This window comes from Metabacillus sp. 84, from assembly GCF_050107715.1.
GTDB lineage: Bacteria > Bacillota > Bacilli > Bacillales > Bacillaceae > Metabacillus_B.
In genome coordinates this window covers 237409-263896 of sequence record NZ_JBNILN010000003.1, presented here as the reverse complement: position 1 = coordinate 263896, position 26488 = coordinate 237409, and the positions used below count along the sequence as shown (strand labels likewise).

General features: G+C 44.9%; 26 protein-coding genes, 1 other RNA gene and 1 riboswitch. Of the genes, 6 read left to right on the top strand and 21 right to left on the bottom strand.

The window, feature by feature from the left end; all coding sequences use genetic code 11:
• Nucleotides 1-100: 100 nt before the first annotated feature.
• Entirely contained in the window at nt 101-637 is a 537-nt protein-coding gene (locus tag ACQCV8_RS08075; RefSeq protein WP_426844063.1) for an N-acetyltransferase family protein, read from the bottom strand.
• A gap of 152 nt (nt 638-789) precedes the next feature.
• On the opposite strand from ACQCV8_RS08075, the gene ACQCV8_RS08070 reads away from it, so the two are divergent.
• The gene (locus tag ACQCV8_RS08070; protein WP_426844062.1) at nt 790-1203 is read left to right on the top strand and encodes a chemotaxis protein CheX; all 414 of its coding nucleotides are present in this window, start codon (nt 790-792) and stop codon (nt 1201-1203) included.
• A gap of 371 nt (nt 1204-1574) precedes the next feature.
• Here the strand turns inward: ACQCV8_RS08070 and ACQCV8_RS08065 are convergent, their stop codons facing one another.
• The 13 genes from ACQCV8_RS08065 to ACQCV8_RS08005 form a co-directional block, all read right to left on the bottom strand.
• Complete coding sequence (locus ACQCV8_RS08065; RefSeq protein ID WP_426844061.1) at nt 1575-2894, bottom strand: nucleobase:cation symporter-2 family protein; 1320 nt, start codon at nt 2892-2894, stop codon at nt 1575-1577.
• Complete coding sequence (locus ACQCV8_RS08060) at nt 2891-3478, bottom strand: xanthine phosphoribosyltransferase (RefSeq protein WP_426844060.1); 588 nt, start codon at nt 3476-3478, stop codon at nt 2891-2893. Before ACQCV8_RS08060 ends, ACQCV8_RS08065 begins: the two co-directional genes overlap by 4 nt.
• A 182-nt stretch (nt 3479-3660) precedes the next feature.
• Nucleotides 3661-3762, bottom strand: a riboswitch (purine riboswitch).
• Between the two features lie 99 nt (nt 3763-3861).
• Nucleotides 3862-5367 (bottom strand): carboxypeptidase M32, encoded by a 1506-nt coding sequence (locus tag ACQCV8_RS08055; RefSeq protein WP_426844059.1) that lies wholly within the window; start codon nt 5365-5367, stop codon nt 3862-3864.
• A 252-nt stretch (nt 5368-5619) separates the two neighbouring features.
• Nucleotides 5620-7557 (bottom strand): ATP-dependent DNA helicase, encoded by a 1938-nt coding sequence (locus ACQCV8_RS08050; RefSeq protein WP_426844058.1) that lies wholly within the window; start codon nt 7555-7557, stop codon nt 5620-5622.
• Between the two features lie 138 nt (nt 7558-7695).
• Entirely contained in the window at nt 7696-7893 is a 198-nt protein-coding gene (locus ACQCV8_RS08045; RefSeq protein WP_426844057.1) for a hypothetical protein, read from the bottom strand.
• 57 nt (nt 7894-7950) lie between these two features.
• Nucleotides 7951-9093 carry a THUMP domain-containing class I SAM-dependent RNA methyltransferase gene (locus tag ACQCV8_RS08040; RefSeq protein WP_426844056.1) on the bottom strand — a complete coding sequence of 381 codons (1143 nt, stop codon included), beginning with the start codon at nt 9091-9093 and terminating at the stop codon, nt 7951-7953.
• A gap of 136 nt (nt 9094-9229) precedes the next feature.
• An RNA gene (rnpB, locus tag ACQCV8_RS08035) (RNase P RNA component class B) lies at nt 9230-9624 on the bottom strand.
• A 97-nt stretch (nt 9625-9721) separates the two neighbouring features.
• Nucleotides 9722-10018 carry a cell division regulator GpsB gene (gpsB, locus tag ACQCV8_RS08030; RefSeq protein WP_426844254.1) on the bottom strand — a complete coding sequence of 99 codons (297 nt, stop codon included), beginning with the start codon at nt 10016-10018 and terminating at the stop codon, nt 9722-9724.
• A 95-nt stretch (nt 10019-10113) separates the two neighbouring features.
• Nucleotides 10114-10662 carry a DUF1273 domain-containing protein gene (locus ACQCV8_RS08025; protein ID WP_426844055.1) on the bottom strand — a complete coding sequence of 183 codons (549 nt, stop codon included), beginning with the start codon at nt 10660-10662 and terminating at the stop codon, nt 10114-10116.
• Between the two features lie 56 nt (nt 10663-10718).
• Entirely contained in the window at nt 10719-10943 is a 225-nt protein-coding gene (locus ACQCV8_RS08020) for a CotD family spore coat protein (protein ID WP_426844054.1), read from the bottom strand.
• A gap of 321 nt (nt 10944-11264) precedes the next feature.
• Nucleotides 11265-12551 carry a ribonuclease H-like domain-containing protein gene (locus tag ACQCV8_RS08015; RefSeq protein WP_426844053.1) on the bottom strand — a complete coding sequence of 429 codons (1287 nt, stop codon included), beginning with the start codon at nt 12549-12551 and terminating at the stop codon, nt 11265-11267.
• Nucleotides 12502-14802, bottom strand: coding sequence for a DEAD/DEAH box helicase (locus ACQCV8_RS08010; protein ID WP_426844253.1), 2301 nt, complete (start codon nt 14800-14802; stop codon nt 12502-12504). The genes ACQCV8_RS08015 and ACQCV8_RS08010 overlap by 50 nt, the downstream gene beginning before the upstream one ends.
• A 150-nt stretch (nt 14803-14952) precedes the next feature.
• Complete coding sequence (locus ACQCV8_RS08005; protein WP_426844052.1) at nt 14953-15453, bottom strand: PTS sugar transporter subunit IIA; 501 nt, start codon at nt 15451-15453, stop codon at nt 14953-14955.
• A gap of 187 nt (nt 15454-15640) precedes the next feature.
• Here ACQCV8_RS08005 and ACQCV8_RS08000 point away from each other — a divergent pair, with 187 nt between their 5' ends.
• Together ACQCV8_RS08000 and ACQCV8_RS07995 are read left to right on the top strand one after the other, a co-directional pair.
• Nucleotides 15641-16081: an Hsp20/alpha crystallin family protein gene (locus tag ACQCV8_RS08000; RefSeq protein ID WP_426844051.1), complete on the top strand. Its 441-nt coding sequence runs from the start codon at nt 15641-15643 to the stop codon at nt 16079-16081.
• 70 nt (nt 16082-16151) lie between these two features.
• Complete coding sequence (locus tag ACQCV8_RS07995) at nt 16152-16283, top strand: hypothetical protein (RefSeq protein ID WP_426844050.1); 132 nt, start codon at nt 16152-16154, stop codon at nt 16281-16283.
• A gap of 1837 nt (nt 16284-18120) precedes the next feature.
• Here ACQCV8_RS07995 and ACQCV8_RS07990 read toward each other — a convergent pair.
• On the bottom strand, nt 18121-18573 hold the full coding sequence (locus tag ACQCV8_RS07990; RefSeq protein WP_426844049.1) for a YppG family protein: 453 nt from the start codon (nt 18571-18573) through the stop codon (nt 18121-18123).
• Between the two features lie 164 nt (nt 18574-18737).
• Here ACQCV8_RS07990 and ACQCV8_RS07985 point away from each other — a divergent pair, with 164 nt between their 5' ends.
• Nucleotides 18738-18899, top strand: coding sequence for a hypothetical protein (locus tag ACQCV8_RS07985; RefSeq protein WP_426844048.1), 162 nt, complete (start codon nt 18738-18740; stop codon nt 18897-18899).
• 119 nt (nt 18900-19018) lie between these two features.
• Here ACQCV8_RS07985 and ACQCV8_RS07980 read toward each other — a convergent pair whose 3' ends face one another.
• The 3 genes from ACQCV8_RS07980 to ACQCV8_RS07970 all read right to left on the bottom strand — a co-directional run bounded on the left by ACQCV8_RS07980 (nt 19019) and on the right by ACQCV8_RS07970 (nt 20949).
• A complete protein-coding gene (locus tag ACQCV8_RS07980; protein ID WP_426844047.1) occupies nt 19019-19375 on the bottom strand; it encodes a DUF1798 family protein in 357 nt (118 codons plus the stop codon).
• A gap of 35 nt (nt 19376-19410) precedes the next feature.
• Complete coding sequence (locus ACQCV8_RS07975) at nt 19411-19665, bottom strand: hypothetical protein (protein ID WP_426844046.1); 255 nt, start codon at nt 19663-19665, stop codon at nt 19411-19413.
• A gap of 294 nt (nt 19666-19959) precedes the next feature.
• The gene (locus tag ACQCV8_RS07970; protein ID WP_426844045.1) at nt 19960-20949 is read right to left on the bottom strand and encodes a DUF2515 family protein; all 990 of its coding nucleotides are present in this window, start codon (nt 20947-20949) and stop codon (nt 19960-19962) included.
• A 128-nt stretch (nt 20950-21077) separates the two neighbouring features.
• Here ACQCV8_RS07970 and recU point away from each other — a divergent pair, with 128 nt between their 5' ends.
• Nucleotides 21078-21674 carry a Holliday junction resolvase RecU gene (recU, locus tag ACQCV8_RS07965; protein WP_426844044.1) on the top strand — a complete coding sequence of 199 codons (597 nt, stop codon included), beginning with the start codon at nt 21078-21080 and terminating at the stop codon, nt 21672-21674.
• Nucleotides 21675-21732: 58 nt separating this feature from the next.
• Nucleotides 21733-24342 (top strand): PBP1A family penicillin-binding protein, encoded by a 2610-nt coding sequence (locus ACQCV8_RS07960; RefSeq protein ID WP_426844043.1) that lies wholly within the window; start codon nt 21733-21735, stop codon nt 24340-24342.
• Between the two features lie 161 nt (nt 24343-24503).
• Here the strand turns inward: ACQCV8_RS07960 and ACQCV8_RS07955 are convergent, their stop codons facing one another.
• The 3 genes from ACQCV8_RS07955 to ACQCV8_RS07945 are packed head-to-tail and all read right to left on the bottom strand — an operon-like array spanning nt 24504 to nt 26443.
• Nucleotides 24504-25052: a YpoC family protein gene (locus ACQCV8_RS07955; RefSeq protein ID WP_426844042.1), complete on the bottom strand. Its 549-nt coding sequence runs from the start codon at nt 25050-25052 to the stop codon at nt 24504-24506.
• Nucleotides 25042-25707: an endonuclease III gene (nth, locus tag ACQCV8_RS07950; protein WP_426844041.1), complete on the bottom strand. Its 666-nt coding sequence runs from the start codon at nt 25705-25707 to the stop codon at nt 25042-25044. Before nth ends, ACQCV8_RS07955 begins: the two co-directional genes overlap by 11 nt.
• A gap of 34 nt (nt 25708-25741) precedes the next feature.
• On the bottom strand, nt 25742-26443 hold the full coding sequence (locus ACQCV8_RS07945) for a DnaD domain-containing protein (RefSeq protein ID WP_426844040.1): 702 nt from the start codon (nt 26441-26443) through the stop codon (nt 25742-25744).
• Nucleotides 26444-26488 lie beyond the last annotated feature (45 nt).

The window sequence follows — 26488 nt, the reverse complement described above, 5'->3', positions numbered from 1 at the left end:
AGGATACTATTTCCATTCACTCCCCTTCTCATTCAAAATAAAAATCCGGTTCTCTCATCTGTCAGATGAAAGAACCGGATCAATATCTGGTCACTGCCCTTTAAAAAAAATAAGCCATAAAAATTTCGTCATCATACCGTCCATTCAGGTATACTTGTTCCTTCTGTATCCCTTCTACTGAAAACCCTGCTTTTTCATAAAGCTTCGCGGCAATTTCATTGCTTTTAAAAACAGTAAGGCACAATTTGTGAAGATTATGAAGCCTGCACCACTCCAAAGTATAAGCCATGGCCTCTTTTCCAAGGCCCAGGCCCTGTGCAGAACCCGCAAGCCACGTCCGGAACAGGCCTGTATGACGCTTCATTTTTAAATCTCCCCGGATGACTCTCGCTATCCCCGCTATTTCTCCGTCCAGTTCGATTACAGCATACATATTATCTTTCGCTTTCATTTCTGCAATAAACGCGCGCTCTTCGTCAAGAGACCGCACTTTTTCTTTCTGTATGTAAACACCGGATTGAACGACTTCTATTGCAGCCGCAATGATACCGGATGCATCTTCTTCATGAACCGGGCGAATCGTGGCCGTCCGGCCGTCTTTTACGTTAATCTGTTTTATTGGAATTTCCATCAGCATTGCCGATCAGCTCCTTACTCAATCTTATATTTGCCCTGCAAGAACACAATTATGAAACAATTTTCGACAAATTTCAAGCGAAAGCAGTGTTCGAATTATCCGGAACTATGGTATGATGAAAACGAAGAAAATAAGTCGGAGGAACTATTTTAATGACAACTACCGCTTATGATATGATCATTTCTAGTACGTTTGATTCAATTAAAACCATGATTCCCGGCACGTTTCTTGATTTGGAGATCAGCCGTTTTGCTGCGGTTGAAGTTGGGATTATCGGGGAAGTAAAAGGCAGTCTGCTTATTGAAGGCGACGAGGAAATTTTTAAAGATTTTGGTTTAAAATTATATGGGATGGCACTTGAAGGTGAAATGCTTCATTCTTTTATTGGGGAATTTGCCAATATGGCCGCCGGCCAAATGGCGACTTCTCTATCTTCAAAAGGCATTAAGCTCGACATCACAACGCCAAGACTTGTTGGAAAATCGGATGCCCACCAGTCACAAGCTGAAAAACAGGAAGGCTCTTTGAAGGTTTCATTTACAGCGGAAAACAGCCTATTTGCATAGGATATGAGGCAACCCTAAATGCGGAAAATTCTGCAGAGCAGGTGAAACAGTGAGGCCATCTGACTATGCAAATGGCAGCCTGGCATACTATCATACGAGCTTACATTGAAAAAGCATCCGCATTGTTCCGAACGGATGCCTTTTTTTATTAGCTCTGTTAAACTTGGCTGTTGATTTCCGCTGCAGGCGCTCGCTTATCCTTGGGCGGGGTCTTACCTGTCCCGCTGCTCTTAGCTCGGAGTCTCACGCCTTCTGCTCCAATCAACAGGTGTGAAAAATCAACACCATGCTTTAACATAGCCTTTATATTAAAAACTCATCGCTTAGCTTATTATCGTTTTTATTTAAAGCCGTCTCTTTGGTCATGAATATCACGAGACTCTGGTATTATCCATGCTGTTTGATTCAAACCGGCTTTTGCTTTTGTCATCAGGTCGCATATTCAGCAGCAAATTCAGTAAAATGGCGGCTGTACTTCCAGCCACAATCCCATTGCTAGTCAAGATTTTCACTGCTTCAGGCAGCTGGGCAAACATGTCCGGAACGGCTGTAACCCCCATGCCAATCCCGATTGAGCATGCAATGATCAATAGATTCTCCTGGGAAGTAAAATCAACTTGGGACAGCATTTTAATGCCGTAGGCAATGACCATTCCAAACATAGCGACCATCGCTCCTCCAAGGACAGGAGCTGGTATAACCGTAGTAAGCGCCGCAATTTTGGGGACTAGCCCGAGAAGGACCAGCATCATGGCGGCAGTAAAAATTACCTTTTTTGTCTTAATGCCTGAAAGCTGAATGAGGCCTACATTTTGAGAGTATGCCGTATAGGGAAATGCATTAAACACTGCGCCAAGGATATAAGCCGCTCCTTCTGCCCTGTATCCCCTGGCAAGATCCTTTTCACCGATTTTTTTCCCGCAAATATCTGCTACTGCCGCATACACTCCTGTTGATTCAATCATGCTGACGATTGCTACAAGAATCATCGTAAGGATGGGGGCCCATTCAAAGGATGGAGCTCCGAAGTAAAACGGCTTTATTCCGGACAGCCACGAAGCGTCCTGCACCGCCTGGAAATCAGCTTTTCCCATCCATGCACCCGCTATCGTTCCAGCGGCCAGGCCAATCAGAATGGAGATGGAACGGATAAACCCTTTTGTAAATTTGAACAAAAGGATGATGGAAAAAAGAACACCAAAGGCAAGCGCAAGGTTAGAAGCCGCACCAAAATCGCTGCTTCCCTCTCCCCCTGCCATGTTCCCCATCGCAACGGGAATCAGGGTGATTCCGATAATTGTTACAACAGAGCCAGTTACTACCGGCGGGAAAAACTTTGCGATTTTGCTGAAGACACCTGCCATCAAAAGAACAAAAAGTCCGGAAGCGAGAATAGCCCCGTATACAGAGGGGAGGCCGTATTCCGAGCCGATGGCAATCATCGGCCCTACCGCGGTAAAGGTGCAGCCGAGGACAACGGGCAGGCCGATTCCAAAAAACCTGTTCGTGTAAATCTGCAGCAAGGTCGCAGCCCCGCACATGAAAATATCGATGGATACGAGATAGGTCAGCTGCTCGCCATTTAACCCGAGAGAACTGCCGACGATGAGGGGAACAATCATCGCTCCTGCATACATGGCTAACACATGCTGAATCGCGAGGGAAGCCGTTTTTCCTGCCGTCAGTTTCATAGCGCCGCTTCCTCCTCTGCAAAGGATACCTTTCCGTTTTCAAGGGATTCAATACGAGCCAGTGATTCGACTCTGACGCCGCCCTCTCTCAAGGCTCTTCCCCCCTCCTGGAAAGCTTTTTCAATCACGATGCCAATCCCTGCAAGCTTGGCTCCTGCTAGTTCCGTGATCTGTGCCAGTCCTTTTGCTGCTTGTCCATTGGCCAGAAAATCATCGATAATCAACACACAATCCTTTTCATTCAAATGTGAACCGGAAACAGCGATCACGTTCTCTTCCTGTTTTGTAAAAGAATACACAGATGCTGTTAATAGCTGGTCAGTCAGAGTCAGGGACTTTCTTTTTCTTGCAAAAACAATGGGAACGCCAAGGTGTAAGCCTGCCATAACCGACGGTGCAATGCCGGATGATTCAAGGGTAACTATTTTGGTGATTCCTGCATCTTGAAACCGGTTTGCAAATTCCTTGCCGATCTCGTGCATCAGCAAAGGGTCAATTTGGTGATTTAAGAAGGAGTCTACCTTCAGAACCTGTTCGTTTAAAACAGTTCCATCCATTATGATTTTCTCTTTTAGCAGCTGCATGTGTAAAACTCCTTTTCCATTCATTTTGCCAACAGAACAAAGGCACTCGAGGGATAATGAAGACCCGCCTGCCTTACACTTTTCCACCAGGTCCTCTTTGACGGTTTCCCGGGCATCAAAAAAGGCATCGCCTACTATGAAGTAAGCAATGCCTTTAGAGACCTGAATAAAATCCAGGCCGGTCCGCACTTAAGCTTACTCATAGTCAGATCGTTTGCGGCAATCCGGTAGAAACTTGCAGGCCATATTCCTGCGATTATATGAGTGCTGTTCTGTTTAAGTTAACTAGGATTATAGCATTGATTGCAGCTGTTGGAAAGATATCCGAACAAATTTATACTATCAAACTTAAATCGTTCGGATTTTTGATTATAAAACGACCATTATTGGATCGAATATAACGCAGTATATTTTTCTTTTAAATAATCAATCAGGTAGTCAGGATTGAGATTCTCTCCGGTTACTTCCCAAAGCAGGTCAAGAGGTTTCTTCGTTTTTCCGTACTGATGAATCCGGTTTGTAAGCCATGATAAAATCTGCTGCAGCTCTCCTTTTTCGATCAGTTCCTCGAGATTCGGCAAATCCCTCAGCATGGCTTGACGGATTTGTGCTGCATAGAGGAGACCCAGCGCATAGGAAGGAAAATATCCAAAGCTTCCTCCGGACCAGTGGACATCCTGAAGCACCCCTTTTGCATCATCCGGCGGAGTTACTCCGAGATACTCCTCATATTTTTTATTCCAGACTCCAGGCAGATCCGATACGGCAAGTGTTCCGTTAAACAGTTCTTTTTCAATCTCATAGCGGATCATAATATGAAGCGGATACGTCAGTTCATCCGCCTCAATCCGGATTAAAGAAGGCTTGGATTCATTTATAGCGAAATAAAAATCCTCCAGGGACACATGTTCAAGCTGCTCCGGAGAAAACTCTTTCAGCTTCGGGTAATATCTTTTCCAGAATCCAAAACTTCTTCCTACAAAATTCTCATAAAACAAGGATTGGGATTCGTGGATCCCGTAGGACGTCCCGCTGCAAAGAAGCGTTCCTTCCAGATCCGGGGAAATGTTTTGTTCATATAGGGCATGGCCGCATTCATGAATGGTTCCGAAAACCGCTGTCCGGAAATCATATTCATCATACTTTGTCGTCACCCGCACATCGTTTCGGTTAAGTGAAATCTGAAATGGATGAACCGTTTCATCCAGCCGCCCGGCAGAAAAATCATAGCCCAGCTCTTTCAGGAAAAATCCGCTGGCTTTCTTCTGCCCTTCAGCTGGAAAAGACTGAGACACAAACCCTGTGTCCGGCTGTTTATCCGCTGCTCCAATTTTTTGGACTAGCGGGACTATATTTTCCCGCAAGCTTTTAAATACCCGGTCCAGGACATCCGTCGTCATCCCCGGTTCATAAAAATCCAGCAGTGTATTATATGGAGTCCCCTCATAGCCCCAATACTGGAGAAATTTTTTGTTCATATCTACCAGTTTTTCTAAGTAGGGGGCAAATAGAAGAAAATCAGACGTCTCTTTAGCTGTTTCCCACACAGATTCAGCCTTTGTTTGAAGCATTACGTATTCTTCATATTCCTTTTCCGGAATTTTTTTGAATTTGTCATATTCTTTTTGCGACTGTTCCACAGCAGCCGCGGTTTTAATGGATAACCCCTGCTGATGGCTAAGCTCTTCAAGGAGTTCTTTCATTTCCGGGGAGGTTTTTAAGCGAAAGACCTCGGATGAGATCACCCCGATCGTTTTTGAGCGCTGATCTACTGCTTTTTTGGGCGCTCCTGTGCGTAAATCCCAGAACATGACGTTCAAGGCTTCATTGTAGCTCTCTATTTTCTGCAGCAGGTCGTAAAAACGGTTTTTAATACTGGTCCTCTCCACGTATGTAACCCCCTCTTTTATTGCGGGAAAATTCCCACTATCAGCTTAATCCAATGAAGAAACAGGTGTCAATCTATTCTTGGCGCTTGATTAAACAGTGAGAGAAGAAAACATTCACCTTCAGCTCGAAGCAATTCCCCCTCTACGCTATTTCTAACAAATGCAAAAAAAGCCCGGGAACGCTGTACGAGCAATCCCGGGCTTTTTTAGAGCGGTTTATAAATCCCTATAAGGGATGCCTTTACTCAGGCCTCAACTTATAGTCTCTTCTGTTACAGGGGCAACTGGTAAAACAGCCTGAACCGCTGAAAGGGTTTCTTGGCTTAATCCGCTGTCAATAAAGATCAGCGCAGTTCCTGAATCTGCTCCTGAGCGGATTAATCGGCCAAGTCCCTGGCGCAGCCTTAAAATCATATAGGGAAGATCCACCTGGCTGAATGGTTCTTTCGAATGATTCCGTTTGGAATTAAAAACCGGATCAGCCGGAGGGAATGGGAGCGACCATATGATCAGATTGGATAATGATTCACCGGGAACATCGAGTCCTTCCCAAAGATTGACCGCGCATAGTACAGAATGGGTTTCTCTTTGAAACTTTGAAACCGTTTCACTAATCTCCCGATCCCCCTCAAAATAAACAGGGAATTCAAACCCTTCCTGATCCATTTGAAGCCTGAACCAGTTCATTTCTTTGAATGAAGGGAAAAGAATGAGCGTTTTACCGGCAGCTTTGTTTAATGAAGCTTTTAGCTTTTCAAGCTTTGCTTCCTGTGTCTCAGTATGGCAGACAGACAGCTCCATCTGATTATCATAATCAAAGGGTGAGTCCACTGTAAAGGATAAGTAATCCGAAATTCCAAGACTGCTTGCCATGTAATCAAACGATTTCGCGCTTGATAGTGTAGCGGATGAAAAGATAACGGGCTTGTCGCTGCTGAATACTTTATCTTTTAAAACTTCTTCAACTGTTCTCGGCATAATTACGAGACAAAGATCGCCTTCCTGGCTTTCTGTCCAGGATACAGCATGGCCTCCTTTATTAAAAAGCTGAAAGGAGTATTCCATCTGCTCAAGCGTCTCCTCCGCAATTTTCAGTTCAAAAGGATCAATCGTATACAATTCCCCTTCAAAAACAAGTGCTTCTCCAATTTTTTCAAGGGCAGACTGAAGGCTCGCAGCTATTCGGCTAAGCTTCGGACCTGTCAGGATTTCATACCGGTCTGAGTCCTCTCCTTTAAGGGACGATTCTTCCAGCAGGCTGAAAAATTCATCATTGATCATTAGGGCCTCTTCCACTAAATTCGCAAATTCCTCCCGGATCTCATTTTGCAGAAGTCTTTCTAAACTTGCTTCCAGTGTGCTTTTTCTCACTCGGTATGTTAATGCTTTCTGGGCTGCGAATTCAAGAAGATGGCCTTCGTCAAAAACCACACTGCTGTGTTCAGGTAAAAAGGGCAGATGCCCTTCCCTCTTTCTGGATTCGGCGCTCCAAATATGCTCCATGTAAAAATCATGGGAGCAAATAATCAAATCCGCAGATTTACGGTAATGATCCCTTGAAAGGGTCAGACCGCAACGCTGACGCAATTCACAGCTCTGGCAGTCCTGAAAGGGGTCCCAGGAAATGCGCTTCCACTCATCATCCGATACTCCGGGGTAAAGCTTCCGGTCGCCATAAGGCGTATAACGCTGCATACCGCCTGGCTGATGAACAAAGTCAGGCAGCTCCTCATGGATCTGATCGAAGACTTCAACGTCTTCTTTCTTCACCGCTTCTTCAAGTTTTTTCACACATAAATACTGCTCCTGAGACTTGCTTAATCTAGCATCTACCGTTAAATCAAGGTGCCTGGAGATTTTACGGATATCGCCTTCCTCTTTAACAAGCTGCTCAATCAATGTCTCATCTGCACAGGCAATGACAGCAGGCTTTCCAGTATATCGGGCATAAGCAATGGTAAAAAGAAGATACACCAGGGTTTTCCCTGTACCGACTCCCGCTTCAGCGAATATGGTTTTCTTTTCTTTGAACGCTCTTTCCAGCTGAAATGCCATAAAAATCTGCTCATCTCTTAAGTCAAAGCCTTTTTCAGGCAGGATATCGTAAAAAACGTCTCCAATCCAGTTGGACAGTCCTTCATAGAATGTTTCGTCTTTGGAAATAGGAAAAGGCAATCGGGCAGTTGTCATGTATTTCACACCGTTCCTCAATATAAATTCAGATTTTTAATTTTATCATGATGCGGTTCAAGCTGCAATAGTTACGCAAGATAAAAAGAGGAACCATCATCCGGTTCCTCTTCTTTAACAAGAGCCTTGTCTTATTGCTCAACACCGATTATATAGTGTATGCATGATCAGCTTCTTTTCAACAGAGGAAGCATGGGCCATAGCCTGCAGCAGCTCTTCTTTCGCTATCCCGATTGACTGCATGCCAGCTGCCCCGCCCTCCTCCTGTCCGGAGAGCTGCTCATATGAACGATCGAGTGCTCTTGTAATTAATTGGAACTCTTCATTGCCCAGCATAAACGGCTCCTCCCCTTTTTGCACAGTTACTGCCAGTTTATGCAGGCGGGGCACTTTTTATACTCTCTTTGGGGGTCTTTGCCCCCAGAACTGATAATAATCCGTCCGGATAAAGCCATTAAAGAGCTTCCGCTTTTTCGTCGCTTTTTTTCCATAAAATTGTTCAAATTCAGGATGGGAGGTAAGCATGTATACAGACCATGTATCCAATGCCGCAAACGCCTGACCCATCTCCTTGTACATATGTTCGACCTGCTTCTTATCTCCAAGCCTCTCCCCGTAGGGCGGGTTCCCTACAATCACACCGTAATCAGAGGATGAAGTGAAATCACGGACCTGCATCTGCTTAAAATGGATAAGGTCAGCCATCCCGGCTTCCTCTGCATTTTCTTTAGCAATTTCGACCATTCTGTGATCAATGTCACTCCCGCGAATTTCAAGCTGCTGATCATAGCGGGCAAGATCTTCCGCTTCCATTCTGGCTTCATCCCATACACTTTTGCCGATCCAGCCCCACTTTTCTGAAGCGAAGTCACGATTAAACCCGGGTGCGATGTTTTGTCCGATCAGGGCAGCTTCAAGAGGAATGGTTCCTGAGCCGCAGAAAGGGTCTGCAAAAGGTTTATCAGGATTCCAGTTCGTCAGCATAACGAGAGCAGCTGCCAGCGTTTCTTTTATCGGCGCCTCTCCCTGGCCTACTCTAAATCCCCGGCGGTGAAGACCTGTGCCGGAAGTATCAAGGGTTAATGTACAAATATCTTTATGAAGCGCCACTTCAATTCGGTATAGCGGCCCTTTTTCTTCAAACCAGCCTGACTGGTTTTTATAATGCCTTTTTAAATTTTCAACAACCGCCTTTTTGACAATGCTCTGACAGTCCGGCACTGAGAAAAGTTTGGACTTTACAGACTTCCCGATTACAGGAAACTCAGCATCTTCCGGTATGTAATCTCCCCAGTTCAGGGATTTTGTCTTTTCAAAAAGCTCATCAAAGGTCTCCGCTTTAAATTCCCCGACTCTGATTTTAATCCGGTCGGCCGTTCTCAGCCATAAATTGGAGCGCGCTATCGCTTTTGCATCCCCTTTAAAAATCACTTTTCCATTTTCCGTTTCATATTCATATCCAAGAGTGCCCACTTCTTTTGCCACCAGGGATTCAAGGCCCATAGCGGAAGTAGCAATCAGGGTAACATCCTTCATTGTTCCAGCTCCCATTCCTTTGAAATGGCGGTCCCGTCCAGCCAGGGACCCGTTCATATTGTAACGAAAAAGCTCTCCTGTAACAAGGAGAGCCGAATCCATACATGATATAGTGGATAACTGTTACTAAATAACGTTCGATAAGCCATGTTTTGTTCCTTTGTACTGCAAACGGCTGTCACCTCGTACTCAGGCGGCAATCATCTATCTACAGAGGCCGTTGCCCCTGTCTTTCCCATTGTTCAGTTTCTCCGGGAAAATGCCCCTACCATTATTTGGGTTTCTCGCTCGAGGGGTTTACCGCGTTCCACTCCTGCAATTTCTTGCAGGACTACGTCACTGTGGCACTTTCAGAGTAGTAGAGCCATATTCCATGATGAAACTTAGGCTCGTTCCCCGCCGTTAGCCCAGTCTAGACCGGGCTACCCTGGCTTATGAATTCGCCAGGCACGAACACTACGGGCATCTCAGCACCGTGCGAGCATGGACTTTCCTCTGCAGCCCTGAAGACTGCAGCGATTACCTGAACGTTATTATTTAGTTAGCCGCTGTTAACAGCATAGTAAAGTATAACCGTTTTTACCCCGCAAAGCAATAGTTTGTTTTGGAAGGGAAGGAAATGTATGTATTAATCGTAAAGCTTGCTTCCAAAAACGTGCTTTTCCAGGTTTGAAAGTCTTTTTAAAATATCAAAGTTTGTTGTATTGCTTTGAGCCGGCTGTTTTTTGTAGGCTTCTTCCAGCTGTTTTTTCAGCCTGAGATTTTCCTGCTGCAGTTCTTCAATTTCCTGATGGAATGTTTCATAATCTTTAATGATAAGATCAAGGTATTTATCCACATCTTCTTGTCTATAGCCTCTTACAGAGGTTTTAAATTCTTTTTCAAGTATTTCCTTGGCAGTCAGCTTCACTTTGTCAGAAAGCATCTCTTTCACCCCGTTCGAAATGGTTACTTCATATTTTTTCAGAAATCCTTCCAATTGTCAATTTCCCCATAAGCGCATTTTTTTAAACAAATGCTTTATTCATCGTTTTGAAGTTCTTCGACAATCATCTGTAAATCAAAAAAAGAAAAGGCTCTAATGGTATATTCGTGCTGAGTGCTCATTTTCCGGGCGGTGTCGTATAAAAATTTTGGAGAACCCGGCTTTTCTTCGTCATAAATGAGCAGCAAACCATCGGTTTTTTGGATAATAAACTGATTTTTCAGGATGAACTGCTTCGGACTCTCATACGGACGCTTCGTGATGCTGTCTGTAAAATCGGCCTCCATCAGAATGCTTTCATACTGCTCTTTATTTGCAGGATTCCATTTCTCTTCCTGCCCCAGAAAGGGAGTCAGCACTGCGAGCTGCAGCTCAGGGTATTCAAGTCTCAGTTCAATAACCACTTCAGCAGCCCAAAGCTCAACACCTAATTGTCCGCTGATCACAACCCACTCCAGCCCTTCTTCAACAAGGACTCTTAATTCTTTTTCAATCAGTTTTTTTATGTAAAAGACAGCCGGATGGCTCTTTGAAAAAACGCCAATCTCATGAGGCTTATACCCCGTTACGGCAATGGTTTTCATATAATCACCTGCATGCATAAGTGAAGGAGCTGAGTCTTTCAGCTCCTTCCTGGTCTTTAGCGCGGTCCCGGGCCGCTGCAGTTAAAGTGCTGATGGGAAACTTGATTCTCAGCAGATTGCGTTTGCGGGTAATAGTGCAGATGCTGGTACATCTGGTGGTTAACAGTTGTAGTGTGCTGAGGATGAATATGGGGTACTGCCGTCGTAGAATAGGTATTTTGCACACAGCATTGAGTTGGGTGAATAATAGCTGGCATCATACAAGGTCTTCTTCCGAACATTTTCTCCACTCCTTATAGTGACTTATCTTGCTTTCCATACAAGTTATGCCAAAAGGAGGGTACATGTACTATTATAAACACCTATTTTTCTGTACAAATTAAAGGTATGCGTAAAACGTTTCCTTAAAAGCAGTAAAAACATACACCGTAATGATTAGCACGACAAAGAACAGGTAGAAAACACCTTTATGCATTTTTGCATTCTCCTAACAGATGATTGGCTTACAGTCATCTATTTTACATGGTTCAGCAAAAATCTACAATTACTGTTTAGACTTGTTCGAAAATGTCACAAAAACGTCAAAAATTTGGCGGAATTTCTCATTTCCTGCGCTTGCCCGGGGAATAATTCCTGAGTAATTTCCCTTCAATCCTCAGTTTCCTTTTGTTCAGGGCAGCCATTATGAGAGCACTTTTCTTGGCATTGCCAGGGTCTGTCACGTCATCTGCAGCAGTAATGGCCTCCTCTGTCCATTCTAGAGCTGTCTCCAATTCCCCGACAGTATGTTCAAAATACATGGCCAGCTGGACACAAGCTTCGGTTTTTAATTTCCCGGATCCTTTTGCTGAAATGTCTTTCCAAATGGAAGCAGCTTTCTCCCACTGTTTTTCTTTTTTAAGATGATCTGCCACTTTGAGCTTAGCTTCCAATGACCATTCAGATCCTTTTTCTGCAATGTCTTCATACTCGTTTAATGCGGTTTCTTTTTCTCCGGCATTTTCATACCATCTTGCCACTTCATACTGTTCTCCTTCATCCATGCTGCTCCGGGTGCCTGCACTTAAAAGTTTCCTTGATAGATGTGTATAAAGGGTAATCAATGTCAATACGTCCAGCTCGTTATGCTTCATAATGCCTTCCAGGACAGCTTCATCTCCGGTTTGGACGTAATGCTGGTAGATGATTGGCGCCAGATACCCCGGAACATCATCTTCTCGATAGATCCCGAGAATTTCTGATTCAACGTTAACCAGCTTCAGGGGATAATTTCGATGCTTCCAAAGCCTTCTTGAAGCATGGTATAAATCAAAATGGCCGAATGAAGGAAGCTCGGGGACCAGGTTGCGCAGCATCGTATGGCGTGTCTTAACCTGCGGCCAATCGAAGGATTTGCCATTATACGTTACAAGCGTAGAAATATCTGCGCAGCCCAGGAAGCTTTTATAAAAAGCAGCCTCGTTCCCCGGTTTAGGCAGTAAATGCTGTCGGACGATCACTCCCGTTTCCGTAAAGGACGCATGTCCGAGGAGGAAAATCATGTTCCCCGTTCCCCCGCCAAGTCCTGTCGTCTCCGTATCAAAAAAGAATAAGTCCTCAGGCCGGTGTCCTGCAGCGGAAAGAGGATGGTTCAGCTTGCTTTTATTCCATTCTCTAACAGCTTCTGCACAATCCTCTAACCGGTAAATCCCGTGGAGGTGATCCAGTGGATAAACCACTTCCCGTAGAAGGCAAAAATCGTCTCCGTATCTGACTGCCTTAAATGGTGAACCTTCCCCCTCTGAACCGGTTTTGGGACGGTCAGTGCTTACTTCCGTCATTTGAACCCCGGCTGCGGATTCAGTTACTATATGGTTCTTCAAACGGTTCAGTTTGTTTTTTATCGACATGCGTTTCCCTCAATTCATTTAAAAGAATGAGTGTATCCCGTTTTTGAGATTCCATGCTTCCATCGGTTCCAATGCACGATGGACAGCCCTGTTCGCAGGGACAGCCAGTGATTAAATCATAGCTCTCGGCCACTAGACTGCTGAATTGCTCATAAATTTTTTTAGAGAGCCCTACACCTCCCGGATACCGGTCATACAAAAATACAGTTGGACGCTCATTATGGGAGGCCTTTACCTGTGGTACAACATAGAGATCGGAAGGATCGCACATCACTTTTAAAGGAGCAATATGCCGAAATACATTCGCCATCCCCATGAGTGCCTCTTCCACGCGATCTTCACCCCAGTCGTTCTCCTCCGTCTCCAGGCTGATCCACGCCGCGTTCGTATGCAAAATTTCTTCTGGCAGTGAAATCGGTCCTGAACCAATATTCTCGTGGGTATCAAATTTAATCTTTTTAAAAATAGTCGCCATCGCCTGAACAGCAACATCGCCAAAACCTGTCTGGAACCGGGCGGTGCGGCTCTCCAAATCCGTTTCCAGCACTTTGAGCTGCACGGCCAGGTTTGCATCTGTATAGTAATCGGTTTTCACTTCGCGTACGAATGCCTTTTTTTCATCCCAATCCAGAAACTCTACCTGGAAGGTAATCCCTTGATGAAGATAAATCGCTTCGTCATGAAGAAGCGTCATTGCACTGAACCGGTCCATTTCACCGATTACCTTTACTGCAGAAAGGTCCGATTGGTCAATGATCACAACGTTTTCCTGGGATGCCGAACGAAGGGATATGTTGTGAGCAGGGAAGGATGCATTCATCCAATGATAGTGCCCTCTGTTCCGGACAAGCACCTGTTCCTCTGCCAGGAATTCAAGAATTTCGGTAATATCTGCCTCGCCATATGTTTCCTGCTCACCGAAAGGAAGCTCAAAAGCTGCACATTTGATATGGTCGACGAGCACAATTAAATTATCTGGGTCGATAACTGCCGTTTCAGGATTTTGATTGAAAAAGTAATCCGGGTTCTGAATAATATACTGATCAAGAGGATTTGAGCTTGCTACCATTACAATGAAAGCCTCTCCGTGACGTCTTCCCGCTCTCCCGGCCTGCTGCCATGCACTGGCGATCGTTCCGGGATATCCTGTCATTATGCACGTCTGCAGCTGGCCGATGTCGACTCCAAGCTCCAGCGCATTTGTGCTGACTACTCCAATCACATCTCCTGTTCTCAGGCCTTTTTCAATCTCCCTTCGCTGCTGCGGCAAATATCCTCCCCTGTAACCCCTGATCGTTTTGGGGCCGAGCTTCTTTTTGATCAGCTCCTGAAGATAGGTCAGAATGATTTCAACCCTTACCCGGCTCCGGGCAAACACAATCGTCTGGATCCCATTGCTTAAAAACCGGCCGGCCAGGTCCCTCACTTCCAGAGTAGCACTTTTCCTGATATTCATTGCTTTGTTGACAATAGGAGGATTATAAAATACAAAATGCTTTTTGCCGGCAGGGGCCCCGTTATTGTCAATCAGCTTCATGCCCGCCCCGGTAAGCCGCTCCCCCAGCTCTTTCGGATTCGCAATAGTAGCCGAAGTGCAGATAAATACCGGTTCGCTTCCGTAATATTTGCATATCCTGAGGAGTCTGCGGATGACATTGGCTACGTGGCTGCCGAAAATCCCCCTGTACGTATGAAGCTCATCGATGACGATGTATTTTAAATTCTCGAACAAGGATACCCATTTTGTATGATGAGGCAGAATAGCCGAATGAAGCATATCCGGATTGGTCATGACGATGTGCCCGGCCTTCCTTATAGCCTGCCTGATTGCAGGCGATGTGTCTCCATCATAGGTATAGGAATTGATGGATACGCCCATCGCTTCAATAAGTTCGTTTAACTCGCTCTTTTGATCCTGGGCTAATGCTTTTGTAGGGAATAAATACAATGCCCGGCTTTCGGGGTTTTCCATTACGGTCTGGAGAACAGGAAGATTATAGCAGAGCGTTTTCCCAGAGGCTGTAGGTGTAACAGCAACAAAACTTTGATGGCTTTTAGCTGTTTCATAAGCTGTTTTTTGATGCGTATATAGCTTATGGATGCCTCGTTCACCGAGGGCTTCCTTTAGCTTAGGGTGGAGATGTTCAGGCATTTCTGCCATTTTAGCCTCACGCGGTTCAATCGTCTTCCAATGGACAATTTTCTCCTTATAAGCTTCATCATGCTTCAGCAAATCGATCAGCTGATCCATACTCTTTTTCTTAAACAAAACGATCACCTCTTTCATGCTATTGTATCGAATGCGTGTTCGTTTATAAAGAGTTTTTTAATCCGGGAGGGCAGGAATGAAAAAGAGCGCTCTTTTCGAGCACTCTCAGCCAGCAAACTTATTTGTGTTCTGTTATTTAGCTTTAACCTGAAAAATTTCCGTTTTACCCAAATCGGTTTCCTGAGGCTCTGCTTTTTCTACAGATTCCAGGATATCACCGTTTGTGATTACGATCGGAGTGATGATGCTGGAGGCTTTCTCAGAAATCAGGGTAAGGTCGCACGTAAGCAATGCATCTCCAACTGAGACTTTGTCTCCTTCTTTGACATGAGCCTCGAAGCCCTCTCCATTCATTCCTACTGTTTCCAGTCCAACATGGATAAGCAATTCCATGCCTGTTTCAGAACGCAGTCCAATCGCATGCTTCGTATGGAAAAGCTGAATGATTTCTCCGTTTACCGGCGAAACTACTTTCCCTTCAGATGGGATGATCGCTGCTCCGTCCCCCATCATTTTTTGAGAGAACACCGGATCCGGTACTTCTTCAAGAGAAACGAGCTTTCCTTTCATCGGAGCAAATACAGATTCTTCTTTAGAAACCTCTTCTTTTTTTCCAAATAACTTTTTGAACATCGCAATTCCTCCTACGGAGTGGTCATTATTAAACATACCCGTGTTTCATGAAGCTAAACCACGGCAGAAAGCAAAGCATGTATGTACAAATTCATTAAAGCATAAAAACGGAGCATGTTACAATTGATAACCATTTTGTGAACGGTGCATATTGTATAGTAGCCCAATTTTGAAAGGCGGGAAACGAATGAATGATAAAAACAAAAAAGAGCGTCCTTCAGAGCTGTTCGATTTTAACGGGGATCTCTCTAATGCCATTGATCATTTTTTCCACTCATCCCCAGTCAGACATTTCTTAAAGCAATTTGAAGAGGTTATGGTTCAAAATGCTGCCTTTCCTTATATGGATTTGCAGGCATATGAATTAGAGGATGAAGTGCTCGTAGAGGCCCATCTTCCTGATACGGCAATGCAGGATATTGATATCGATGTAACAGGGCGTACACTCACGCTTGAAATTGACCGAAAAGTACAGCATTCCTCTGAGCAAACCGGCCCCTATTATGCCCAATCTACGACATACAGCCATTTTTCAAGGTCCGTTTACCTCCCTTCTGAAGTGGAGAGCAGCAGAATGATTACGTTTCTAAAGGATGGAAATCTAATTATAAGGATGCCCAAAAAATGACGCGGCTGCCGCGTCTTTTTTCGATAATCCGGGGGTGCTTCGATCATACTAATCGAAGGAGGTGCTTTATATGACAAAATATAATCAAAACATGCCGGATTTTAAGCAGCTCAATGACCGGGTTATTGTCCAGCCTTCCACTTCCCCTTCCATCGGAGCGGCTCTGCCCGGAGAAGAGAAGAAAAAGGAAAGCAAACAATGAACAGGCCTTCTATGCTGAAGCAATAGTCTAATACAGACGCTGAATAAATGAATGCGCTTTGCACGGTTAGCGGATTTTACTGAGAAGTAAAGATATTGGAAGTACGGATAATAAAACAAATTCCTTACTGGAACTGGACCAAAATCTGTGATGTTCAACGCCAAGGTGCAGCTTTCAGACTCAAAATCGGCGGACCGGTAAAAATACCACTGCACGGTTTAGCGGATTTTGTCGAAAAGTAATTATATTGGAAGTACGGACAATAAAACAAATCCCTTACTGGAACTGGACCAAAATCTGTGAGGTTCAACGCCAAGGTGCAGCTTTCAGACTCAAAATCGGCGGACCGGATAAAATACCACTGCACGGTTTAGCGGATTTTGTCGAAAAGTAATTATATTGGAAGTACGGACAATAAAATTGGAGTACGGACAATAAAACGAAAGTACGGACAATAAAACAAAAAGTACGGACAATAAATCAGGAATTCGGACAATAAAACAAATCCCTTACTGGAACTGGACCAAGATTTGTGAGGTCCAACGCCAAGGTGCAGCTTTCAGGCTCAAAACCGGCGGGCCGGATAAAATGCCCCTGCACGGTTTAGCGGATTCTGTCGAAAAGTAATTATATTGGAAGTACGGACAATAAAATTGGAGTACGGACAATAAAACGAAAGTACGGACAATAAAACAAAAAGTACGGACAATAAATCAGGAATTCGGACAATAAAATTGGAGTACGGACAATAGAACAAATCCCTTACTGGAACTGGACCAAAATCTGTGAGGTTCAACGCCAAGGTGCAGCTTTCAGACTCAAAATCGGCGGACCGGTAAAAATACCACTGCACGGTTTGGCGTATTTTGTCGAAAAGTAATTATATTGGAAGTACGGACAATAAAATTGGAGTACGGACAATAGAACAAATCCCTTACTGGAACTGGACCAAAATCTTTGAGGTTCAACGCCAAGGTGCAGCTTTCAGACTCAAAATCGGCAGACCGGTAAAAATACCACTGCACGTTTTGGCGTATTTTGTCGAAAAGTAATTATATTGGAAGTACGGACAATAAAACGAAAGTACGGACAATAAAATGGGGAGTACGGACAATAAAACAAAAGTACGGACAATAAATCAGGAATACGGACAATAAAAAATTTCCGGACCGTAACGTACACCAAAATCCGGACCGTTTTAACGCCTAATTACGGTTTTAGCCTAAAAAAAGCAGTCCAGTATACAATGTGCCTGTCCAACGTAGCTGATTTTGCAAAAAAGCCGGTTAATCATCAATGCCTGGGCCAAAAATCAATGACCACTAAATAAACATACAAATCAGCATCCTGATTATTCTTTCCCGCCGCCAAACAAGAGAAAGGCATCTAATAGGAATCAGCGCCCCCGCTTGTTCATCTGCCAAAAACCGAAGAAAATGATCAAAACCGAAAAAGCCCGTCCCAAATAGCTCCCCCACCCCGCCCGGTATTCAATCGGAAAGTGCTGGACCACTCTTGATCAGCTTCTCCTAAAACGTACTGTGAATAAAAATACAAAAAAAACCTGGCTCTTGCCTCCAGACAGCAAAAATACAATAAACGGCTCCGGCTCTTTTTAGTAAAAGAGCCGGCTTTTCTTTCAATAATCATGCTTTTTAAAACAGGCATGCATCTTTATGGAGCTTCTCTTTCGGAGGCGTACCCTATTGCGGGCGGTTTTGCAGACCGGGTGGCCACTTTTGCAGACGAGTGGCCGCTATTGAAAGCGGAACCTGGCCTAAGAGGCAAATTTTTCAGAAACTCTGCAGATCATCCTCAAGCCAAAAACAGCCTCCTGTTATTTAAAGAATCCCGTTACTCCTTTGAATAAAGAGCTCATCTGATTTACAGCACTCATCATCTGACCGGCAGTATCCATCATTTTATTATAATCCATTTGGCCATTGGATTTTTTAAATTGCGACATGAAGGAAGACATGGCTGGTGTTTGCTGATTTTGGACCGGTCCGGGTTTCGGATAGGGGTATGGGTAAGGGGTTGAAGGCTGGAAAGCTGTATTAGGTGTATATTGGGAAAGGTTCTGAAGATATGGCAAGGTTGGCTGGCTGGGCTGATACTGATAAAGCGTCTGATTGAAATAGGGATTCCCCTGCTGATATGCTTCATATGGATAGGCATGCTGATAGCCTTGATGAATCTGATTTCCCCACTGCGCATTTCTGCTGCCCCGCCTCCGCTTTACCCTGGAATTCTGATATTCTGACCCTTCACTCCCATATGGATAAAACATCGTTATATCCCCCTTCTTAAAGATTGTTTCTGTCCGCGCTGCCGAACGGTTTAGGCTAGTAACCATCTTATTCAAGGCTGCCTAAATGGTTCATGATCACATGATTTTGTACGGAATAATCCGGGTTGAAAATCAACATATTAATGAAGAAGGAGGGGTTGAGCATGGGTAGAGGCAAGCATTTTAATCATAAACAAAAAGGACATGAGCCCGAACTGCCGAAGCATGGCATGAATGTTCCGGCTAAAAATCATAAAGAAGCAGGCTATGTGATCGAGCCGGTTGCAAGCGAAGGCGACCGTCCGGTTGAAATAAAATCTGAATAGCAGGTAAAAAGGGATGAAAAAGATTCTTTCTGCGGGTCACTGCAGCATCGTTTTCCGTTATCAAACGTGCAGCCGTCCTGCCGAAAACACATTAAGAAAGCTGGCAAACGCCAGCTTTCTTATTTGTGTTCAAGCCACTCGATCACTGAATTGACTACATAATCAATGGACTCTTTTGTATTTTTAAACCGAAGGGATTTTGCTTTCGGATCAAATGACTGGAGAATCTGCTGTTCAAGATTCGATACCGTAGAATCCAGCTGGGATGGGTGGATATGTTTGGGGCGGTCGGTTTTATAGCGTTCTTCCAGGAGAGTTTTCCAATCAGCTGCTAATTTAGACCCCTTTTCAAAAGCAGGCTTAATATCTGAATAAAAGTCGAAGTCTTTTGCTTCTTCTTTTCCTTTTAAAAATCTGTTCAAAGACTCTTCGTTTATTTTTTTCAGGCTGTAGGATAATTCTAGCTCTTTAATCAACAGGTTCACCTCCTAACCATCATAACAAAACTGGTTTATGATTGAAATGGAGAATGAAATGCAAGAGCACGATCCATCGGCCAAGTTTTCCCGGATGCTGCAAATTGCGCAGTGCGTTCAATTTTTTCCATCAGGATGACAGCTGTACTTGCTTTGGCACTGAGAACCTGTTCCTTGTTCAAACCTTCTGAAAGAATGGCAGAACCCATTTTCTCCTCCAGCTTGTCGAGCTCTTCTTCAATCTCCTGAAGAAGCTTTTGTATTTCATTGCGGCTAATTATTTTTTCCATGAACGTTCACTCCTTTCATGTAAATACCATTCTCCCTCATTTCCCTCCTCCCTTCCTTGATGACAAAACTAGAAGGGTTTCGCCAAACATAGAATGTGACTGTCTTCTTTCGACATTCAAACTTCGGCAGCAAGAATGAAATTTCTTTGAAGGAGAACAATAGATATCAGGAGGTGCGAAGATGAAAAATCAAAAACCAGCCAATCAGCCTAAACCGGAACCGGGCAAACGTGAAACCGGAAATAAAAAACTAAACGGTCCAAACCGTCCTTCTGTATAACGTGGAGGGCAGGGTTATCTCCCTGCCCCCTTTTGCTTGTCCATAAACTCTTTCACATAGGAGATCATCTGAAGCTCATTGCGTTTTTTTCTGAACCAGTCTGTCAGCTCTGCCCGATGATCCATTGCAGGTTCTTTATAATAAGCTGACAAGTTTTGTCCGTGAAACCATTTTCGTTTTGCTTCGTCTATATGATGGGGAACAGCGGGGCAAACCATTCTGAGCATTGGGGTCTGCCTTTTTCTCTTCTCATGAAAAAATTGTTCATAATCATACCTTGACCCTGTATGCGGTACTGAACACGCAAACCGATAGAAGGCTTGATTCCATCTGCTGTCGAATAAAAGCCGGGCAAGTTTTTTCCCAAGATTGATTCTTGAACCGATATTTTTAAACCGATAAACAGAAAATCCATACAGCTCTCCTTTTCGGGTGGGAAAAAGAACCGTCGAAAAATGGAACAAATCCTGGAAGCGGTATGCGAATGATGTAAAGACTCTTGTTTTAAATACGGGGTGGCCAATAACAGGGACGTCTATCAAATGCTGCTCGTTAATGATCAGAGACACCATGAGCCGGTTTTGATCGCGGGTTGCCCAGAATTTCTCCCATTCCCGGACCATAAAGGGGGAAATATCGAATGCTTCAAGCAGGGGAAAAAGCGGGAGCCCTAAATATTTGGAGTATTCATAGATTAAAAGCTGCGGATACGCATCGGAAAAGATCAGCCAGTTTGCGGCTTCGTAAGTTAAAAACAGCTCTTCTCTTAAATGGCTGCCGAGAGCTGCGGCAAAGCAGGAAGAATGAAGATCCGTCATATTGTAGCCGGCATTTCTCGAAACCATGCTGGCAAGAAAAGGCCACTTGATTTCAGGATGCCGTTTGTAGAAGCGGAAATAAGCATCTGTCCGGGAGATATTATCCAAATTCCAGTACGCTGTTTTCCTGCTGACCTGGGCTATGACCCAGCTCTGCTGCTTCATTGTCAGTACTATTACGCGCATGGCCCTCACCTCGGTTAATAGCCTTCCCCGCAAATACAGAGGTATGAATGGGAAATATCTCATTTTTTTAGGCTATAGGACAATTTTCTGATATGATAAGGTATAGTCTTTGCCATGGGAGGGGAAATATGACTTATCGATATCCTAACGGTAAAATCTATACGCCGGAAAAAAAAGAAATGGCAGCTGCTAAAAAGAGCAATCCTATATACAGCAACCGCGGAATGACTCTTGAAGAGGATTTAAATGAAACCAATCAATATTATCTTAATAGAGGCATTGCCGTCATTCACAAAAAACCTACACCTGTCCAGATTGTCAACGTCGACTATCCCCGCAGAAGCGCGGCCGTCATTAAGGAAGCCTACTTTAAACAGTCTTCTACAACGGACTACAACGGGATCTATAAAGGAAGGTATCTTGATTTTGAAGCAAAGGAAACGAAAAACACATCTTCCTTTCCGCTTCAGAATTTTCATGGCCATCAAATTAACCATATGAAGCAAATCCTGGACCAGGACGGAATCTGCTTTGTCATTTTATCAGCCTTCAGCGGCATTTTCCTAATGCCTGCACCTTATTTGATCGAATACTGGGAGCGAAAAGAAGACGGAGGCCGAAAGTCCATCAAACGAAGCGAAGTGGAAGAACATTCAGTCCGCATTCCGCTCGGCTACCAGCCGAGAATTGATTACATTAAAGTGCTGGAATCCCTTTATTTTTAACTAACTACGTACATGATTGCGATACGATCATGTTTTTGCAGCGAAAGGTAGAGATCAAATGTCAGAAAATTATTCAAGCCGTGAAGAACGGCGAAGGGCTTCAAAACCTTCTAAGCAGCCGAAGAGCCGTAAAGGCGGATCACTGTGGAAAAAAATCATTGTTGGCATATTAGCCGCATGTGTTGTTCTTATGATTGCCGGAGGCGTTGCTTTCGGAGTAATTGTGTCCAAATCCCCTTCCCTTGACCCGGAAAAACTGAAATCCATTTATACATCCAAAGTTTATGACAAGGACAACAATGAACTATTTGAGATCGGCGGGGAAGAAAAACGGACTTATGTCCCTTACAAAGAAATCCCTGAAAATGTCGAAAATGCATTTCTGGCAACAGAGGATGCCCGCTTTTATGAACATAGCGGTGTGGACTTCATCCGGCTCGGCGGCGCCGTGATCGCCAATGTTAAAGAAGGCTTTGGCTCTGAAGGCGCGAGCACAATCAGTCAGCAGGTTATCAAAAATTACCTGCTTACGAGTGAAAAATCGGTTGAGCGGAAAGTTCAGGAAGCATGGCTGGCTTTTCAGCTGGAACGCAAATTTTCCAAGCAGGAAATAATGGAGCTTTATTTAAATAAGCTCTACTACACAGGCAATACGTACGGCATCGGCAAAGCAGCAGAGAACTTTTACGGGAAAGATGTGAAAGATCTGTCGCTTGACCAGGCTGCGATGCTCGCAGGAATGGTCAAGGCTCCGAACAATTATAACCCGCGTGTTGATCCCGAGCGGGCTACACAGCGCCGGAACACCGTGCTTAACCTGATGGTGCAGCATGAATTTATCTCTCAGGAAGAAGCAGATAAGGCGAAGCAGACAGATGTCACTGCCGGATTGGTCGCCCCGAAGGAAGACAGCAATCCATATAAAGCCTTCGTCAACCAGATTACAGATGAAATCAAGGCAAAAACGGATGTGGAGGTCAGCTCGTCCGGCCTTAAAATTTATACGAGCATCGACCCCGATGCGCAAAAATACATGAATTCAGTCGTGAAAGGCGAAGTCGTCACGATTCCGGATAAACCGGATTTCGCAGCCAGTATGACCATGCTCGACACTCAGACGGGCGAGATTAAGGCTTTAGGCTCCCTGGGATCGCAAACCGAATGGAATTATGCTACTCAAGAAAAAAGACAGCCGGGTTCTACAATCAAACCTATACTTGATTATGGCCCAGCCGTGGAACACCTTAAATGGTCCACCTATCAGCAGGTGGTGGATGAAAAATACGAGTATTCAAATGGAACTCCGTTCAGAAATTACGGGGATACTTATCACGGAAAAGTCTCGATCCGTGAGGCACTTAAGGAATCGTATAACGTACCTGCCGTTAAAGCGCTTCAGGAAGTCGGACTGGATCGGGCAAAGGAATTTGCTCTGGGTCTTGGAATGCCTGATGGCGATTATCAAGAGGCATACGCCCTTGGAGGGTTTGAGAATGGTGTATCCAGCGCACAGATGGCGGGAGCCTACAGCGCCTTTGGAAACAGCGGGATCTATATTGAACCCCATGTCGTTAAATCCGTTGAATTCCAGGATGGAAGCAAAATGGATGTCGCTCCTGAGCCTAAAGCGGCGATGAGCGATTCTACCGCGTTTATCATTACGGATATGCTTCGCTCAGTGATGGAGCAAGGCGGGACCGGGGCGGCAGCCAATGTGCCGGGACTGGATATTGCCGGAAAAACAGGAACGACCAATAATTCGAAGGATTCCTGGTTCGTCGGCTACACCCCTTCCACGACTCTTTCAATCTGGACTGGGACCAGCAATAAATCTGGACTGACTGATACAGAGGATGATACCGCAAAAAAAATCTTTAAAGCGGTCATGTCTCAGCCAGGCTTCAGCAACGATACAACATTCAAGAAGCCGGGGAGCGTATCAGAAGTGGAAGTGCTGAAAGGCTCGGATCCTGCAGTAGAGGCTGGACCATATACGCCTGCCAGCGAAAAGTCAAAAGAGTATTTCGTGAAGGGCACTGAACCTTCTGAACAATCCAGCAAATACCAAAAACCTGAAGAAGAAGAAAAGCCTGAAGAAAAGGCTGTTCAGAAACCGTCCGGATTATCGGTCAATTTCGATCAGGAAGCCAATTCCATTTCTTTATCATGGGGCTATGATGAGGAGAAACGGGAAGGCATCGCGTTTGAAGTTAGCGTTTCCCAGGATGGAGGACCATCTCAAGCTCTTACAACGACCGGTGATACTTCGTTAACTATACCAAATCCTCAGCCCGGGGCCACTTACCGATTCCAGGTAACAGCTGTCAGAAGCAGCGACAACACGAAGAGTGCACCTGCTGCGGCGGCCATTACGATACCTGCAGAAGAACAGGCGCCTCCTGCAGAGGAAGAGCCCCCTCCTGCAGAGGAAGAACCGCCTGCTGGCGAAGAACCGCCTGCCGGTGAGGAGCCCCCTGGACAGGAACCTCCTCCAGCAGAACCGCCTTCAGATGGCGGCGGCCAGGACGGTGAAGGCGATAGTGGCCAGCAGCCCGGCCAGCCTGGTACGACTCCAGGTCAGGGCGGCCAGGGAGGGCAAGGCGGAAATGGCGGCCAAGGCGGCGGAAATGGAAATGAAGATGAGGATGATGATGGTGAGGATGATTAACCACCTCAAGTAATCATAGAGGCTGACTCTTAGGCCGAGTATATTTGGTCTAAGGGTCACCTCTTCTTTTAATCCCCGCTCCCGGAATTTTTTCTTTTTTCATTAGATCGATGCGCTTTTTAAAGCACCATTCCTTACGAAAAAGAGGGTGCCCAAAGATTTTATCTTTGGGCACCCTCTTTCTTTTCATTTCTGCTGAGAATCATCAATTTGACATGCAGCTTTTCAATTTCCTCAAGAAGCTGAACGATCTGGACGAAGGAATGATATTGGACTGGCTGACGATGAATGTACTGAAGCCTTTCCAAGCTGTTCACCGGTTTATATTGCAGCTCCATGACCTCCGGCAGCTCCTCAACTCTTAAAGACGGCACATATCTGCCATTTACCCAATAAAGGATGCCTAAACAGATGCAGAATGCTTTTCCCATCAGCTTCGGGTCGGCTTTTCCTTTTTTGCTCCTGAAGTTCTCTGTCTGTTCGTGCTTAAGCTTGCTCCACACTTTAAGCACTGCTTGTACGGCTTCCTGCTGGTCTTCCCAAGGCTTATATGGAATTGAAGCTCCCGCTGCTTTCAGCATATCGTATACTAGAGGTTCTCTCTCAAGCCTTGCCAGCGGGTCCTCTGATTCGCTTAAAGTCAAATACGAATGGGAGACAAATGGCTGAACATCAAAGGAGGAAGGGATGGGTACTTGGCTATTTTCCATACTTAATAAGACCTTTTTTCATTCTTTTTGCGCCTTCCCGGCACATGGGAAACAGCGGGCATTCGGCACATTTTGGAGCTTGAGCCTTGCAGTGATAGCGGCCAAAGAAAATCAGCCTGTGGTGGGCCACGGACCACTCTTCAGCTGGAAGTTTTTTCATTAAAGCTTTTTCCACTTCAAGGACTGAATCCTTCCAGCGGCAGAACCCCAGCCGCTTCGAAACTCTTTCTACATGGGTATCCACTGCAATAGCAGGAACGCCAAAAGCGACAGAAACGACAACGTTGGCTGTTTTTCTTCCCACCCCGGGAAGCTTTATCAGCTCATCTCTGTCTTTCGGAACTTCCCCGTTATATTGTTCAAGCAGCATTGTGCACAAATTGCGGATATTTTTGGCTTTGTTTCTGAACAGTCCGATTGAACGGATATCCCCCTGCAGCTCTTCTAATGATACGGCCAAATAATCCTCAGGTGTTTTGTATTTTTCAAAAAGACTTTTCGTTACTTTATTAACGAGTGCGTCGGTACACTGAGCGGAGAGAGCGACAGCGATGACAAGCTCAAATGGATTGTCATGAACCAATTCACAATGTGCATCAGGGAATAGCTCTCCTATCGTATCAAGCGCTTCTCGTATTTGAACCTTCGTAAGCATGATGTCCCCCTCTATTCAGCAAGCAGCTGCCCAATCAATTTTCTAGCCAATTATAGAAAGGAACCTTGCGCTGATAAGAGCCGGGTTCCGGCTGGTCCTGGTCCCTGCTCTTCCCCTGTCCCTGACGAAATTGCCTGGAGTGGTTTTTTGCCTCTTGAATCGTTTTGATCCCGTTGCGTTTCCACTCGAAAAGAATTCTGTCAATGTACCTGAAATTCAGCTTCCCGGAAATGACGGATTCTCTCAATGCGGCTTTAATGATGTCATGATCATGGTGATCCTGGTCCATCCAAATCCCTAGCGTCTCGCATTCGAATGGCGATAAGGGACGCCCGAATTCCTGTTCAAATACCGTATAAAGGCTTTCTTCTGTTTTCTCGGGTTCGCATACTTCTTCCTTTGCCTCTGTTACGAACCGGTAAAGCCTTTCCCAAAGCGGTTCAAGTGAGTACTTTTCAAACCGGACCTGCTGTATTTCTTCATCTTCTATTTTTAAAAAACCTCTTTGAATCAGGCTTCTAAGCATCATGGAGCAATCTGGAGATGTAGCGGACATTCTTCCGGCCAGCTCATCAGGAGTCGGGAATGGCTTTCCCTGCTGGATAAACAGCTGAACCTGAAAGAGCAGCATCATCTCTGATTCAGTTAAGCCAAGCTTGGGATAATGAAGAAATAGAACGCCGGGCACAGACAGCGCCCCTTCCATTTGAATGGATATGAATTGTTCTTTTCTCATTTAACTCCCTCCTTTCTTTCTGTCTTTTTGGCAGTCTGAGGCTAA